Genomic DNA, 14,527 nt, shown 5'->3' on the forward strand with positions numbered 1-14,527 from the left:
CCACGTGAGCACAAGCTCCGCCAAGACAAAGTACACAGCCCCGCTGGGCGCACCCACCTGGATCGACCTCGGCACCTCGAACCTGGCGCGGGCGCGGGAGTTCTACGGCACCGTGTTCGGCTGGACCTTCGAGGAAGCCGGCGAGGAGTACGGCGGTTACGTGACCGCTCTGCTCGACGGCAAGCCGGTCGCCGGTCTGATGACCAACGACCCGCAGTGGAACATGCCGGACGGATGGACCACCTACCTGCACACCGCGGACGCCGACGCCACCATCGAGGCCGTGGTCGCGGCGGGCGGTACGTCGTGCGGCGGCGCCATGGATGTTCCCGCCAAGGGTCGGATGGCGATTGTCACCGACAAGGCGGGTGGCATGCTCGGCCTCTGGCAGCCCGGTGGGCACACCGGCTTCGAGGTGGTCGGCGCGGCGGGTACACCGGTCTGGCACCAGCTGACCACACGCGACTACACCACGGCCATCGACTTCTACCGCACCGTGTTCGGCTGGGAGATGAACGTCGAGTCCGACATCCCGGAGTTCCGCTACAGCAACGCGATGTTCGGCGGCGAGCCTCTGCTGGGTGTCATGGACGGGGAGAACTTCCTGCCCGAGGGTGTGCCGTCGACCTGGACCGTCTTTCTGGGCGCCGAGGACGTCGACAAGACCGTCGAGGTCATCGTGGCCAACGGTGGCGCCGTGGTCCGCGCCGCCGAGGACACCCCGTACGGCCGGCTCGCGGCCGTCACCGATCCGACCGGCGCGGCGTTCAACCTGTCGTCGTTGCAGGACTGAGGCTCAGTCGGTAGGGGCGGCCAGGGCGAAGTCGGCGAAGTCGAAGCCGGGCACCACGACACAGCTCACCAGCGTGGCCTCGTCCCCACTGGGACGGGCCCGCTGCCAGTGCCCCGGGGGGACGAGAAGCTGGGGTTGCTCGCCGGCCATGACATCGCCGCCGAGAAGATGTGTTGTCGCCTCGTCCTGTTCCCGCCCCACCTCGAGCAGAAGCGGACTGCCGCGGTGATACATCCACAGCTCGGCACTGCGCACCGTGTGCCACGCCGACTGCTGGCCGGGCATGAGTAGGAACAGTATTGCCGTACCTGCGCTGCGCGGCCCGGTGTAGTCGGGCGGGAGCGCGGACTGCGCGACGGTCAACTCACTGCGCCACGTCTCCCGGAACCAGCCGCCCTCCGGGTGCGGGGACAGGTCGAGCCGCAGGGCCCAATCGGGGAGTTCGGTCATGGGTGCAGCCTACGTCTGGGACGGCCCGCGACCCGATACTCTCGACGCATGGCTCGCCTGCGTCCGGGATGGTTCGTCGTGCTGTGCGCGACGGTGCTGCTGGTGAGTGCGTGGCTGCCATGGCTCACCACCGGTGCCGACGGTGGTGGTCGCGCCAACGCCATCGGCGGACGGAACGGCACCATCGGGGTGCCACCGGACGGTTTCGGTGTCGGCCAGCTCATCGTGATCCTGTCGTCGACGTTGATCGTGGCCGCGGCGATGGCCGCGCGGGGACTGTCGGCGCGCCTCTCTTCCTCAGTGGCGCTGGCGATCTCGGTTCTGATCGCCGTCATGGTGGCGTTCTACTACCGGCTCTACGTGGCCTCCCCGGTGGCCGCGGGGTACGGCCTCTACCTGGGTGCGGCCGTCACGGTGGCGGCGGTGGTGCTGTCGGTGCTGGCGATGGTGATGGCCTGGTCGGAATCGAGTAGGCGGATATGACGGGCTTCATCGAACCGGTCGTGCTGACCGGTCAGCGGTGGGTGACACTCGAACCGCTGACACCCGACCACGAACCGGAGATCGCGACGGCGTGCGCCGACGGTGACCTGGGATCGTTGTGGTTCACCAGTGCACCGTCACCGCAGACGGCGGGTGACTGGATCAGGCTGCGGCTGTCGGTGCAGCATCCCGACACCGGGCTCACGTTTGTGGCGCGCAGGCCGGGCGGCGAGGTGGTCGGGTCGTCGAGCTACCTCAACGTCGATCCACCCAACCGGCGGCTTGAGATCGGGAACACGTGGTTCGCGGCCTCGGCGCGTAGATCCGGGGTAAATACCGAGGCGAAGCTGCTGATGTTGGGCCATGCCTTCGACGAGTTGAACTGCGTGGCAGTCGAATTCCGCACGCACTTCATGAACCGGGCAAGCCGCGGGGCCATCGAGCGCCTCGGCGCCAAGCTCGACGGGGTGCTTCGCAGCCAACAACTGCTGCCCGATGGATCACGACGCGACACCGTCGTCTACTCGATCCTGGATGTGGAATGGCCAGCGGTGCGCAACAACCTGGCGTTCCAGTTGGACCGCCCGCGCGGACCGGGGCCGCTACGCCGGGTGTGAACTCGGGTCCGGTGTGTCGGCGCGGGTGACGGCGTCACGCGATGCCGTCACCCGCGCCTGCACGCGGTTATGCGTCGACAGTCGTTGTCGGAATTGACTTCTGGCCACCGCCGTGGGCGATCGCGACCTTGCGGGCCTTAGCCTTCTCGGCGACCGGGATCGTCACGGTCAGCACGCCGTTCTCGTAGGAGGCTGCGATACCGGCCGGGTCGACTCCCTCGCCGAGCGACAGCTGTCGGCGGTAGGTGCCGAAGAAGCGCTCGTTGGTCAACCACTGCACGGCGTCCTCGGAACGGGCGGTGCGGTGCGCCGAGATGGTCAGCGTCCCGTTGTCGACGTCGACGTCGACCGATCCGGGATCGACACCGGGTAGGTCGGCGGTCAGCACGTAGTGGTCCTCGATCTTGCACAGGTCCATCGGCATGAACCGAGGAGTGCGAGTCGACCCGGTCTGGCTGCTCAGCAGGGTCCGGGCCACCGAATCAATGTCACTGAAGGGATCGAAACGAAGCACAGCAATTCACCTCCTCATGTCTTCGAAGGCCCGCCCCGATGACGGGCCGACAAATCACTGTGCACTGACAAAATTAGCACTCGGCATCGGAGAGTGCTAGTCCAATTTCACGGTCGATCCGTGCAGTTCTTCGGTGCATTGATCACAGGTCAACACGGCTTCGAACGGTGCCCCGCATCCGGTGTGCGTCAGGGTCACCGCCGGGCCCTCCGGCGAGACGTACCATCGCTGCGCCCACTGCAGCGCGGTGATGAGCACCGGTAGCACCGCCCGCCCCTTCTCGGTCAGGCGGTAGTGCCCCTTCTCGAGGCTCAGCACCCCGCAGGCGGTGAAGATCTGGAGGCGGTCGGTCAGTGATCCCGGTGAGGCACCGAGCTGGTTCTGGAAGTCACTGAAGCGCGTGGTGCCGACGAACGCGGCGACCAGGAGTGCGAACGCCCACCTGTTGCCCAGGATGTTCATCGTCTCGGGGAACAGCCCGGCCGCGCCCTTGGCGCCGGACCCACGGACGTGGGGAGCAGAGAGACCAGAGGACCTGCGCCGCGTGGACTCGACGGGCATGGAGCGTGGCCAGGAACCGCTCGGCCCCCACATCGCGTGAAGCTCCTTCTCGGAGCACAACTCTCCACAGGCTCGGCACGTCATCAGTGGTACGAAGTGCGCCCCGCAGGTGAGGTGCAGCATCGCGGGTAGCCGCTCGGCGTGATCGGGCACCCAGTGCCGCTCCCACTCCCAGATCGTGGTGAGCATCGGCCACAGTGCGCGTCCGCGGGCCGTTAACAGATACTCCGACCGTGGCGGATTGTCCTGGTACGCACGCTGTGTCAGCAGGTCGTCGGCCGTCATCACCTTGAGTCGTCGGGACAGCACGGCATGCGATATCGGCAGCCGGGCGGCGAAGTCGCCGTATCGGGTCGTGCCGAGCGCGGCCTGCCGGACGAGCAGCAGGGTCCACTCGTCGCCCAACGCACCGAGCATGCGTCCGACCGCGTTGACCCCGCCCGCAGGCAGTTCGGTGGGCACTACAGGCCGATGGCTGCCGCGGCCTCGTCGGTCCGGTTCCAGCGGCGCAGCTCCGCACCCGGCGCCCAGGCTGAGTGGGTGCCGCTGGAGACCCGTTCCGGCAGAGCGAGTTTGCACACCGGTCCGTCGCTCACCCGCGCGGCGTCGAACACCAGGCAGTAGGACGCGTCGGCAACCATGTCGGTGGTGATTGTAATCAGGTAGCCGTCGTCCTCGGCTGCGCTCCCGATTCTGGGCGCCATGGCGGTCTCGCTGCCGTACACGCCGTCGGAGAACGCGAACCGCTCCTCGGCACCGGTGACGAGGTCGTGCTTGACCAGGCCGTCGAACAGGAACCATCCGGGCTTACCGGTGGCGGCGTAGACGTAGCGGTAGTCGCGTCCCGCATGGCCGGAGTTGATCATGCCGAACTCGGTGATGCTGTCGGTCAGGCGTTCCTCGCGGACACCACCGGTCTTGAGGTTGAATCGCCAACGGTGCAGCCGGGTCTGCATGTGGTCGAGCGCGAGCGCCGGGACCGGCTGGCCCTGGAAGAACCCGTCGAGCACGATCTCGTCGCCGTCCTCGTGGGCATTGGTGAAGTGCAGCACGTAGGTCGGGTCGGCCTCGAACCGCATGATGTCCTCGGTGCGGCCGCGGCGGGGGATCACCGCGAATCGTGACGGTACGTCCCGGTGGAAGCGCGGCAGATGCACGTTGTGCTTGAGCATCTTCGGAGACCAGAACAGTGGAAAGTCGTTCAGGATCGCGTAGTTCTCCGTGAACGCCATATCGTGGGGGAGTCGCGGCCCGGGCAGCGGCACGTCGACGTAGTGCACCAGGGCGTCGTTCTCGTCGACGACGCCGTAGTGCATGTATGGCGCGTCCTTGCTGTAGTTGAAGAACAGCAGTTCGCCTGTCGCGTCGTCGACCTTGGGATGCGCCGACACGCCCCACTCGGTCGGGAAAGCCCCGCCCCAGGTCGTCTTGCCAATGGTGTCGCCCGTGAGCGGATTGAGCTGATAGAGCTCACCGCACTGGTAGTGGCTGCTCAGCGCGACGCCACGATGCACCGTCACATCGGTGCTGGACGCGTCCTTCATCAATGTCCTTGCGCCCCAGCCATAGTCCCGCTTGGACAGCTCGATGGGCTCGGCGATGCCCGGCCACAGCGGGCCGCCCGCCTCGAGTTCTTCGGCGAATCCGTCGGTACGGACGAAACGGTTGCGGTAGAAGGCCTTTCCGTCCCGGAAGCCGACGACCTGCATCATCCCGTCGCCGTCGAATGGGTGGTAGTGCTTCAGCGCGGGGTGTAGGGGGTTCTCGGTGTTGCGCAGGTAGACCCCATCGAGATCGGTCGGGATCTCACCGGCGACCACCGTCAGGTCGTCGTCATCCCACTCGGTGGTCTGCGGGCGCCACGGCCCGGTGCGGTAGGGGTCGTCGTCGTTCTCTGGCAGCGTCGAGAGGAACTTCGCGACGATCTCCGGATTACTCACGGTGCTACCTCCCTGACGATGAAGCTGACAGTGGTGGCCGTACTGCCCCCGATGTTGAGCGTGCCGAACGTCCGGGCACCGTCGACCTGGTAGTCGCCCGCGGTGCCGCTGACCTGTCGGGCGGCGTCGACCAGCATGCGCACACCCGTGGCGCCGACGGGGTGGCCGCCGCCGATGAGCCCACCGCTGGGGTTGATCGGCAGGCACCCGCCGATCTCGATATCGCCGTTCTCGACGGCCTTCCACGACTCGCCGGGTCCGGTCAGACCGATGTGGTCGATCGCCATGTACTCGCTGGTGGTGAAGCAGTCGTGCACCTCGATGCCGTCGAGATCGTCGAGGGTGACCCGGGCTCGGTCGAAGGCGTCGAGCACCGCGCGGCGCACGTGCGGCATCACATAGGGCTCGGCACTGGAGCGGTCGAGCTTCTGCCGCAGGCCGAGGCCGACGGTGCGATGTCCCCAGCCCTCGATGCGGCCGATGGGGCGGGCCGCGGGATGGGCGCGCAGGTAGCGGTCGGAGACCAGCACGAGCCCCGCGCCGCCGTCGGTCATCTGGCTGCAGTCGAACCGGCGGATGCGGCCCTCGACGGGAGGGTTCGCGATGTCGTCATCGGTGATCGGTTCGGGCACCGACCAGTCCCGGGTCTGCGCGTTGGGGTTGGCTCGCGCATTGGCGAGATTCAGGCTCGCGATGGCCCGCAGGTGCGTCTCGTCAATGCCGAAGCGGCGGTCGTACGCCGCGGTGACCTGGTCGAACATGTACGGCCACATGAACGTGGCGTCGGCACCCTCGTGGCCGGTCCACGCGGCCGCGCCCAGGTGTTGTGCGGCGGTGTCGCCGGGAACGGTCTTCTCCAGCTCGACGCCGACGACCAACGCGGTGTCGTAGGCGCCGGAGCGCAGGTCGGCGATGGCAGCAAGGGTCGCGACGCTACCTGACGCGCACGCCGCCTCGTGGCGCGACGCGGGCGTGCCCCAGAGACCATCGACGACGGTGGCCGGCATCGCCCCGAGGTGGCCCTGAGCGGCGAACATCTCACCGAAGGCATTGCCGACGTGGACCACACCGATATCGGCGGCGTCGACTTGCGCGTCGGCGAGTGTGGACTGCACCACCTCGGCCGTCAGGCCTGCGAAGTCGACGCCCTCGCGCGTCAGATTGCGGGCGAAGTCGCTCTGGTAGCCGCCGAGGATCCACACACCCGTGTCCATGCCTCGCACCGTACTACAACTAGCAGAGTGACTCGATGAATTCGTTCTTCGGGATCGACAGGGGATGATCGAGGAATGACGGCACAGAACCACGATCTCGCCCGCCGGATGGCGGAGTTGGCCAGGTCTACCGCGATGCCGAGGTCCGTCGAAGAGGTGCTCAAGGACGTGACCGTGGCGGCCAAGGAATTGATCGACGGCGTCGATGTCGCCGGTGTGCTGCTGGTCGGCAAGAACGGCAGCTTCGAAACCCTGGCGCCCACGTCGGACCTGATGTTCAAGCTCGACGAGTTGCAGATGCGATATCTGGAGGGGCCGTGTGTTCGGGCAGCCCTTTCCGAGATCGTGGTCCGCACCGACGACTTCCGCAAAGAGTCGAAATGGCCCAACTACTCGCCCAAGGTCGTCGAGCTCGGCGTCCTGAGCGGTCTGTCGTTCAAGCTCTACACCGCTGACCGCACGGCAGGCGCGCTCAACCTCTTCGCGTATGAGCCGAGACTGTGGGATGTCGAGGCGGAGACCATCGGCATGGTTCTCGCCGCGCACGCCGCCGCCGCCATCATGGCGAGCCGCGAGGGCGATCAGCTGCAGTCGGCGTTGTCGACGCGTGACCGCATCGGTCAAGCCAAGGGCATCATCATGGAGCGGTACGGCATCGACGACGTGGCGGCGTTCGCGATGCTGCGTCGGTTGTCGCAGGACACCAACACCAAGCTGATCGACATCGCACAGAAGGTCATCGACACGCGGGGAAGCTGACCCGCCGGGCTAACCCGTGGCGAGCAGGCGGCGAAGCTCGTCGCGTCCTGCGTCGTCGAGCGGCAGCAGCGGTGGCCGCGGCACTCCGACACCCCGGCCCAGCACCTCGAGGCCGCCCTTGACGGTGGTGGGCAGCCCACCCGCCACGATGAACTCCAAAAGCGGCGCGAGGTCGGCGTAGATCGCCTCGGCACGGGCCTGGTCGCCGGCACGAATGGCGTCGTAGAGATCCACACACGGTTGCGGGCGCAGGTTCGGCGCCGCCGTGCACCAGCCCTTCGCGCCGGCGTTGAAGGCCGCCAGCGCCATCGGGTTGCTGCCGTTGTAGAACGGCAGTTGCCGGTCGCTGAGCTCGGCGATCCGCAGCATGCGCGAGAGATCTCCGGTCGACTCCTTGACCATGGTGACGTTGTCGATCTCGGTGAACATGCGCACCAGAAGCTCGGGGCTCATGTCGATCCCGCTTGTGGCGGGATTGTTGTAGACCATGATCGGGATGCCGATGGCCGCGCCGATCGTCGCGTAGTGCGTGCTGATCTCGCGCTCGGAGAGCTTCCAGTAGGAGATCGGCAGGACCATCACGGCGTCGGCCCCGGCCCGTTCGGCGTAGCGCGCCCGCCGGACGGTGTTGGCCGTGGTGAGGTCGGAGGCGCCGATGATGACCGGGACACGACCGTTGACCACGCTGATCGTGGCGTCGACCACGGCGTCGAACTCGTCCTCGGTGAGATATGCGCTCTCGCCGGTGCTGCCGAGGGGGACGATCCCGTGGGCCCCGCCGACCACCAACCGGTCGACGAGCGTGGCGAGCTGATCGGTGTCGACGGATTGCTCCGCGCTGAAGGGCGTGACGGGGTAGGCGAGAATGCCGTGAATGTCCTTGTTGGTCATGTCGTTTCCTCTGGTTAGGTGGTGATGGCGTCGGGATGGTTGCGCAGCGCGCGCCGCGCGTAGTAGGCGAAGTTGGCCTGGCTGCGCTTCGGTCGAAGAGTCCAGTCATGGGCCTCGCGCGCCAGCCGCTCGGGAAGCTCGGCGATGGTGCCCGCTGACATCGCGGCGAGCTGGAGTTTGGCGCCCCGTTCGATCAGCATCGCCAGCGAGCAGGCCTCCTCGATGCTGGCACCGGCGACCACGTGGCCGTGGTGGGCCAGCAGGATGGCCTTCTTGTCACCCAGTGCGGCGCTGATGATCTCGCCCTCCTCGTTGCCGACGGGAACGCCGGGCCAGTCGGCAAGGAAGGCGCAGTCGTCATACAACGGTGCGATGTCCATCTGCGATACCGCCAACGGCACCTCCAGCATCGACAGCGCGGCCACATGGAAGGGATGGGTGTGCACGATGCAGGTCACGTCGGGCCGGGCTCGGTAGATCCAGGAGTGAAATCGGTTGGCGGGATTGGCCATTCCCTGGCCTTCGAGGACGTTGAGATCCTCGTCCACCAGCAGCAGGTTCTGGTCGGTGATCTCGTCGAACCCCAGGCCGAGTCGCTGGGTGTAGTAGGTCCCGGGCTTCTCTGCGCGTGAGGTGATCTGGCCGGCCAGCCCGGAGTCGTGACCGGCGTCGAACAGGGCCCGACAGGTCAGGGCCAGTTTCTGTCGGTCGGTCAGCGGCGAATCCTCGACGTGAGTGGCCATCCCGTCGAGCGCGCGTTGCATGAGGCTCTGCTTCGAATCACCAAGTGTGCTCGTCATCTAGGGGTACTCCCTCCGAATCGTGGACATCTGCATGACATGGCGATGACGATAGGACACCTTGTGTCCTATCGTCAAGTGCGTTGCATATGTGTTTCGGGGGTGCTTTGCTGACGGGGCAAAGTGCACTGGGAGAGAAAAGTGCGCTGGAAGAGAATGGAGAGCGCATGTTCGGCGACACCGGTCAGGCGTTGGGAACCGCCACCTTCGTGACGTTGCTTGCGGCTGGACTGATCTTCCTGCTTGCCCTCGGGTTGGGGGTGTGGAAGTACCAGCAGATGGCCACGTCGGCGGACCACCTCGCCCATCCGTATGTCGACATCGCCCATCGAGCCGCCCTGCTCTACTCGTTCGCGACGCTCCTGATCGCGGTGTTCGTCGAGTTGAGTGCCTGGCCGGACTGGCTGAACCTCACGGCGGCGATGGTCGTGGTCTTCTTCTTCGTCTTTGCCATCGCGAGCTACATCGTCCACGGCGCACGGCGGGACACCACGAATCAACTCGAGCACGCAGGCGCCGGGTTGCACGTCGCGATGGTGTCGCTCATCGTCGGCGAGATGGGTGGGTTCGCGGTCCTGCTCGCGGGTTTCGTCGCCGCCCAGGTGGGCTGACGGTCAGCGGCTGCGGCCGAAGTCGCTGTGGGTGACGACGACGACCTCGCTGGGGGAACTGCCGACCTGTCGTATCTGGTGGGGCAGTGAGGAATCGAAATACGCGAAGTCGCCGGTGTCCAGTGTCACGACGTCGTCGCCGTAGCGAACCTCCACCGTTCCCGCATGGACGAAGACGAGTTCCTGGCCCGCGTGGGTCGGGTGGGCGTGCGCGGTGAACGCGCGAGTGGGGCGAACGATGAAGGGTGACATGGACTTCCCGAGCATGGCGGCGGCCACCGGGTGATAGCGGTCCGCGGTTCGGTCACCTGCGCGGTCGACGGCCAACGTCGTGTCGGCCGGGTCGTCGGAGAACAGCTGCGCCACGTCCACATCGAGCGCGCGCGCCACCTTCATCGCGACCGCGATCGACGGAGTGGAGCGCTGGCGTTCGATCTTGGACAAATAGCTCTTGGTCAGTCCGGTCGCGTCGGCGAGTTCCTCCAGTGTGAGCCCGCGCTGCATTCGCACCGCGCGCAGTAGTGCACTCATCGAATTCCCCGCCTGACCGTTGGTGGGCAGCCAGTCTATCGCCGATAGGACACCAGTTGTCCTATCGTTGACCCGCCGACCGGCGGGTCTCCGCAGTGGACGGTGGCGGAACCGGCTGGCTAGGGTGGGCACCCATGACGTTCACCGGCAGGACCCTGGCAGCAGCCGCCTTCGTGGCCGTCTGTGCTGCGGGTCAAGCGGGGATCGCGCCCGCATCCGCGGTCTTCGACGAGCCCGCCTACTCGGCCTGCACCACAACGACGGTTCGTGCACCCGACCAGAGTCTCGACAGCATCGCCACGGCCTGCTGCGTGGAGAACGCCGGGGTGCCCACCCCGACCAAGTACGGCATCGGCTGCGTCGCGCCCGTCGAGAATCCGGCCGAGGACTACCGGCCCACGATTGTGATGCCCACGTGGCCCTCGTTGCCGGATGAGGGCGGTGACGTCGCATTCGATGAACTGATGAAACTGCCGCCCGGTCCGGCCTTTCCCGGCGACGGACTGATGCCGGGTGACGCACCGCTGCCCTGAGAGTCGCTGAGCAGCGCCAGATTCAGTCGAGACTCGGCTATTGACGCCCCTGTTGGTGAACCGTAAGGTCCGCGGCGAGCCCGGTTGATCTTGAACCCGGACAACGGAGTTGGGTGAGAGGGACACACATGAGGCGGCGTGCATTCCTTGCTGGTGGCGCTGGTACCGCGGTGGCCCTCACCGCGCTGACGGGCTGCGCGGAGCCCTCGTCGGAGCAGGACCAGCCGGTGGGGGCGGGGGAGTTGCAGGATGAGGCGGCGAAGCTGCGCGAGCGGTTCAAGGACAAGTTCGACTCCGCCTATGTGGAGAACGCCATCATTCCGTTCTTCCTGAACAGCATCTTCGACGGCCAGCGCCCGGTGCTGCCGATGATCGATGTTGCGCTGACGAAGGAGAACGCGCTGCCGTATGACCTGTGGGGGCTGCTGAGCGAGAGTTGGCAGCCGGCGCCGCAGGACGGTGTCACAGTGTTCCTTCAGGGCCTGGAGAAGCGCGGCCCCGACAACCGGCGCAAGCGCATTTACATGTCGGCGGTCACGCCCGACCTCTATGCGGGGATGTACCAAGCCAAGATTGTCGGCTTCTGGGACGAGCTGTTGGCCTCCGGAAACGCCGGAAAACCGTTGATGCGGCGCTATCTGGACACGTTCTGGGATCTCTACTGGGATCTGCACCTGGGGGTCAAGGGCGCCCAGCTTCCCGACCAGGTCAGGCAGATCGGTGCCGCGTTCAACGCCGTCCTGGCGTACCGCGATCCCACACAGCAGATCGTCTACGACAACTACATGACAGTCCGCAAGCACCTCGCGTTCCTCAAGTCGTGGATCGACGACAGGCTCGCCGACATCAGCTCCGGCAAGACACCGGAACCCGAGAAGACCTTCGCCTGGTACTGGCTCAAGAACGGTGAGGACAGCGAGTACTTCAACCACAAGGACGTCGTCTTCGAGTGCTTCCACAACTTCGTGGCGTTCAGCCAGTGGGGCAACAGCCTCTACAACGTCATGGCGAAGCTGGGCCGGGAGACGGGTGATCGCCAGACCAAGGACTGGTTCGGCAAGACGATGGGAGGCGACTTCGACAATCCGGCAGGCGCGGCGTTCCCACCGCTGGAGCGGTTCGTGATGGAGCTGTTCCGCACCATCTCGCCCAATGGCGGCAGCATCTCGGCGCTCGAGGAGACCAGGACGCCGCCGTTCCAGCGGCACGGTTACATCGTCAGCCCGCACACCTCGACGAGTCATGATCCCGTCCAGTGGGCCAACCCGGATGACTTCGACCCGGCCCGCTATGAGCACGCACCCACCAGCCAGGACATCAACGAGGCCAAGATCCGACAGATGGGCCTCGCGAACTGCCCGTTCGACCCGACCAGCTTCGAGGTAAAGGACGGGCGCAAGGCGGCGCTGCACAACAGCGCGTTCGGCACCGTGTTCGGGGTGGTGGACGATCGCCCGCTGCCGGTCTGCGACTACGCCGGTTTCGCGCCCTTCGGCTTCGGTTATCGGCGCTGCCCCGGTGAGCAGCTCACCTTGATGGCCTTCGAGGACCTGATGCGCAAGGTGTGGAAGGACAAGCTCGAGTTCGTGAAGGTCGCAGATGCCGAACCCGAGACGCTGCCCGTTGGACCCAGCACCGTGATCAGCGACGACATCGGGTTCGTCCGGCCGTCCTAGGTCCCGACGTGGCGCGCGTCAGGCGTGCACGGCGGGCCAGAACATCGCGAACAGGCGTTCCGCCCAGTCGGTTTCGACCCCTCCTGTGCGCGCGCGCTCGGCGATGTGGGCACCCACGATCGCGTCGATAAGGGCTTCCGCGTCGATGTCGGCGCGCATGGTGCCGTCGGCCCTGCACTCATCGATCACGCGCACCAGCTGGGCCCGCTGGTCGACGAGGATGCGTCGGAACACCGAGCTGAACTCGGGATCGTCCTCGGTGAGAAGGGACGCGAAGCCGCCGAACCCTATGCCGTCATCGATCGCTGCGATCGCGTTCTTGATGAGCCACCGCAACCGCTCCGCCGTGTCTGCCTGCGGGCTGAGCGGCTCGGGGGAGACCAGCCGCGACAACGCGGCTGACAACATGTCGCGCCGGTCGCTGTGGCGCCGATAGATCGTCGTCTTCGCAATGCCAGAGTCGGCCGTCACGGCTTCGACCGTCACCGACTGCGGTCCGCGGGTGCGCAGCAGGCGCAGCGCAGACTCGGCGATGCCGTCCTCGACGCTTCGTCGTCCTGGCATTCGCAGTCTCCCCTGATCAACGCACTGAAGGAATATCGTCGGCGACTCTAGCGCTACACTAACCGTAGCGAAACTACGCTACGCGTATCGTATCGTTCGATCCGCTCGGAGCGGTGATCGTGGTGGTCGCCGCGTGAGTACTCATGAGGTGAGGACATTGTTGAAGGTGTTCCGGCGAATATCCCATTCGTACGTCGCATACCTGTTTCTGCTGTCGGCCTTCGCATCGCTCGGCCTGTTCGTCGTCGCGCTGGCAGTGCAGAGCCCGTGGGCCGTCGTTGCGGGTATCGCTCTGGTCGGCTCGCTCATCGCGGCTGCCGTGGGCTTCCGCATCGCCGCCTCCGCCGGCACTGCGAGCAGATCTCTTCGGCGGGACGCTGTCGATCAGTACTACCTGAACTACCGCGGCGGACGGGGCCGTCTGTCGGCGTGAGTCCGGCGCCCTGTGCCTGCTGCTCGGGCCACCGGATCGCAGCCCCGGCAGCACCCGCACCCGTGTTGGATCAGGCCCCGCTTGCGAGGTGAGTCAGGATCGCAGCCGTCGACTCCTGGCGGGTGTGGCGGTAGCCGGTGCCGGCCCACAGGTGGACCAGGTCGGACTCACCGGCAGCGGCCGCGGCCTTGCGCAGCGGGCTCGTCAGATGATGAATCGCGGGATACCCCAGCGGAGCCAACGCCTCGAACTCATCGATGAAGGCATTGCGAAGACCGCGTGCGGGACGGCCGGTGAAGGCGCGGGTGATGACGGTCTGAGTGCGGGCCGGATCGGTCAGCGCGGCCCGATGGGTGGCCGAGGCGCCACTCTCGTCGGCACGCAGCAGTGCCGTGCCCACCGCCACGGCCTCGGCGCCTGCGCTCAGTACCGCGGCGACGTCCTCGGGTGTGGCCAGCCCACCGGCGGCGATGACGGGAAGGCTCACGCGGCTGGTCACCTGGGTGATCAGGTCGGTGATCCGAATCGGGTCGGGCATACGGCCGGGAGTCAGCGTGCCCGAGTGGCCACCGGCGACGCTGGCCTGCACCGCGAGCATGTCAACGCCTGCCGCAGCGGCCAATTCGGCCTCTTGCGCCGAGGTCACCGTCTGCACAATTGCCGTCCCGGCTCTCTGCAACGCTCGGATGACGTCGTCTGACGGGATGCCGAAGGTGAAGCTCACGAGGGGCACCGGGTTGGACAGCAGCACATCGATCTTGGCGCCGAACGTGTCGTCGTCGTCGATCGGCTCTGTCGGCAGGCTGATCTCGAACCTGTCCGCCTCGCGCTGCACCGCGGCCGCGTAGGCGCGGTAGGACGCCACGGTAATCGGGACCGGATTGGGAGCGAAGACGTTGACCCCAAAGGGGATTGACTCGCTCTGGACGTCCGAGATCTGGGTCTGCAGGCTCTCGGCCGTCTTGTACCCTGCCGCGAGCAATCCCAGGCCACCGGTGCGGGCGGCGGCGATCACCATGGCGGGGGTGGTGGCGCCACCGGCCATGGGTGCGGCGATCACCGGGATGCTCAGGCCCAGATTGGTCAGTGATGATGTCATTGCCTCGTCCTCCCGCGCAGATCTCGTCCTAGTTGAAACGATTCTCTGCCGCCGACCA

The 14,527-nt window shown here is 66.5% G+C and carries 18 protein-coding genes; 8 read left to right on the forward strand and 10 right to left on the reverse strand.

Annotated elements, in window-relative coordinates; genetic code table 11:
• The first annotated feature begins 4 nt into the window (after positions 1-4).
• A complete protein-coding gene (locus tag ACZY0X_RS08070) occupies positions 5-793 on the forward strand; it encodes a VOC family protein (protein ID WP_463769235.1) in 789 nt (262 codons plus the stop codon).
• Between the two features lie 3 nt (positions 794-796).
• Here ACZY0X_RS08070 and ACZY0X_RS08075 read toward each other — a convergent pair whose 3' ends face one another.
• Positions 797-1,243 carry a cupin domain-containing protein gene (locus tag ACZY0X_RS08075; protein ID WP_463769237.1) on the reverse strand — a complete coding sequence of 149 codons (447 nt, stop codon included), beginning with the start codon at positions 1,241-1,243 and terminating at the stop codon, positions 797-799.
• A 48-nt stretch (positions 1,244-1,291) separates the two neighbouring features.
• On the opposite strand from ACZY0X_RS08075, the gene ACZY0X_RS08080 reads away from it, so the two are divergent.
• A complete protein-coding gene (locus ACZY0X_RS08080) occupies positions 1,292-1,726 on the forward strand; it encodes a hypothetical protein (protein WP_463769239.1) in 435 nt (144 codons plus the stop codon).
• Complete coding sequence (locus ACZY0X_RS08085) at positions 1,723-2,343, forward strand: GNAT family N-acetyltransferase (protein ID WP_463769241.1); 621 nt, start codon at positions 1,723-1,725, stop codon at positions 2,341-2,343. Before ACZY0X_RS08080 ends, ACZY0X_RS08085 begins: the two co-directional genes overlap by 4 nt.
• Before the next feature lie 67 nt (positions 2,344-2,410).
• Here the strand turns inward: ACZY0X_RS08085 and ACZY0X_RS08090 are convergent, their stop codons facing one another.
• From ACZY0X_RS08090 to ACZY0X_RS08105, 4 genes are all read right to left on the reverse strand, one after another.
• The gene (locus ACZY0X_RS08090; RefSeq protein ID WP_463769243.1) at positions 2,411-2,857 is read right to left on the reverse strand and encodes an Hsp20/alpha crystallin family protein; all 447 of its coding nucleotides are present in this window, start codon (positions 2,855-2,857) and stop codon (positions 2,411-2,413) included.
• Positions 2,858-2,953: 96 nt separating this feature from the next.
• Positions 2,954-3,835 (reverse strand): winged helix-turn-helix transcriptional regulator, encoded by an 882-nt coding sequence (locus ACZY0X_RS08095; RefSeq protein ID WP_463770560.1) that lies wholly within the window; start codon positions 3,833-3,835, stop codon positions 2,954-2,956.
• Positions 3,836-3,879: 44 nt separating this feature from the next.
• Complete coding sequence (locus tag ACZY0X_RS08100; protein WP_463769245.1) at positions 3,880-5,358, reverse strand: carotenoid oxygenase family protein; 1,479 nt, start codon at positions 5,356-5,358, stop codon at positions 3,880-3,882.
• Positions 5,355-6,572 (reverse strand): acetyl-CoA acetyltransferase, encoded by a 1,218-nt coding sequence (locus ACZY0X_RS08105; RefSeq protein ID WP_463769246.1) that lies wholly within the window; start codon positions 6,570-6,572, stop codon positions 5,355-5,357. The genes ACZY0X_RS08100 and ACZY0X_RS08105 overlap by 4 nt, the downstream gene beginning before the upstream one ends.
• Positions 6,573-6,647: 75 nt before the next feature.
• Between ACZY0X_RS08105 and ACZY0X_RS08110 the strand changes: the two genes are divergently transcribed.
• Positions 6,648-7,331, forward strand: a complete 684-nt coding sequence (locus ACZY0X_RS08110) for a GAF and ANTAR domain-containing protein (protein ID WP_463769248.1) — start codon at positions 6,648-6,650, stop codon at positions 7,329-7,331.
• Positions 7,332-7,340: 9 nt separating this feature from the next.
• On the opposite strand, the gene ACZY0X_RS08115 is transcribed toward ACZY0X_RS08110, so the two are convergent.
• A complete protein-coding gene (locus tag ACZY0X_RS08115) occupies positions 7,341-8,222 on the reverse strand; it encodes a dihydrodipicolinate synthase family protein (protein ID WP_463769250.1) in 882 nt (293 codons plus the stop codon).
• Positions 8,223-8,236: 14 nt separating this feature from the next.
• The gene (locus ACZY0X_RS08120) at positions 8,237-9,022 is read right to left on the reverse strand and encodes an aldolase (protein WP_463769252.1); all 786 of its coding nucleotides are present in this window, start codon (positions 9,020-9,022) and stop codon (positions 8,237-8,239) included.
• A gap of 167 nt (positions 9,023-9,189) precedes the next feature.
• Between ACZY0X_RS08120 and ACZY0X_RS08125 the strand changes: the two genes are divergently transcribed.
• On the forward strand, positions 9,190-9,633 hold the full coding sequence (locus ACZY0X_RS08125; protein ID WP_463769254.1) for a hypothetical protein: 444 nt from the start codon (positions 9,190-9,192) through the stop codon (positions 9,631-9,633).
• A 3-nt stretch (positions 9,634-9,636) separates the two neighbouring features.
• On the opposite strand, the gene ACZY0X_RS08130 is transcribed toward ACZY0X_RS08125, so the two are convergent.
• Entirely contained in the window at positions 9,637-10,164 is a 528-nt protein-coding gene (locus ACZY0X_RS08130) for a helix-turn-helix domain-containing protein (protein ID WP_463769256.1), read from the reverse strand.
• Between the two features lie 134 nt (positions 10,165-10,298).
• Between ACZY0X_RS08130 and ACZY0X_RS08135 the strand changes: the two genes are divergently transcribed.
• On the forward strand, positions 10,299-10,697 hold the full coding sequence (locus ACZY0X_RS08135; protein WP_463769258.1) for a hypothetical protein: 399 nt from the start codon (positions 10,299-10,301) through the stop codon (positions 10,695-10,697).
• Between the two features lie 128 nt (positions 10,698-10,825).
• Positions 10,826-12,373, forward strand: coding sequence for a hypothetical protein (locus ACZY0X_RS08140; protein WP_463769260.1), 1,548 nt, complete (start codon positions 10,826-10,828; stop codon positions 12,371-12,373).
• Positions 12,374-12,391: 18 nt separating this feature from the next.
• On the opposite strand, the gene ACZY0X_RS08145 is transcribed toward ACZY0X_RS08140, so the two are convergent.
• Positions 12,392-12,937 carry a TetR/AcrR family transcriptional regulator gene (locus tag ACZY0X_RS08145; RefSeq protein WP_463769262.1) on the reverse strand — a complete coding sequence of 182 codons (546 nt, stop codon included), beginning with the start codon at positions 12,935-12,937 and terminating at the stop codon, positions 12,392-12,394.
• A gap of 133 nt (positions 12,938-13,070) precedes the next feature.
• Between ACZY0X_RS08145 and ACZY0X_RS08150 the strand changes: the two genes are divergently transcribed.
• Positions 13,071-13,370 (forward strand): hypothetical protein, encoded by a 300-nt coding sequence (locus ACZY0X_RS08150; RefSeq protein WP_463769264.1) that lies wholly within the window; start codon positions 13,071-13,073, stop codon positions 13,368-13,370.
• Between the two features lie 70 nt (positions 13,371-13,440).
• Here ACZY0X_RS08150 and ACZY0X_RS08155 read toward each other — a convergent pair whose 3' ends face one another.
• Entirely contained in the window at positions 13,441-14,469 is a 1,029-nt protein-coding gene (locus tag ACZY0X_RS08155; RefSeq protein ID WP_463769266.1) for an NAD(P)H-dependent flavin oxidoreductase, read from the reverse strand.
• Between the last annotated feature and the right edge of the window lie 58 nt (positions 14,470-14,527).

The organism is Mycobacterium sp. IDUB_39 (assembly GCF_055419205.1).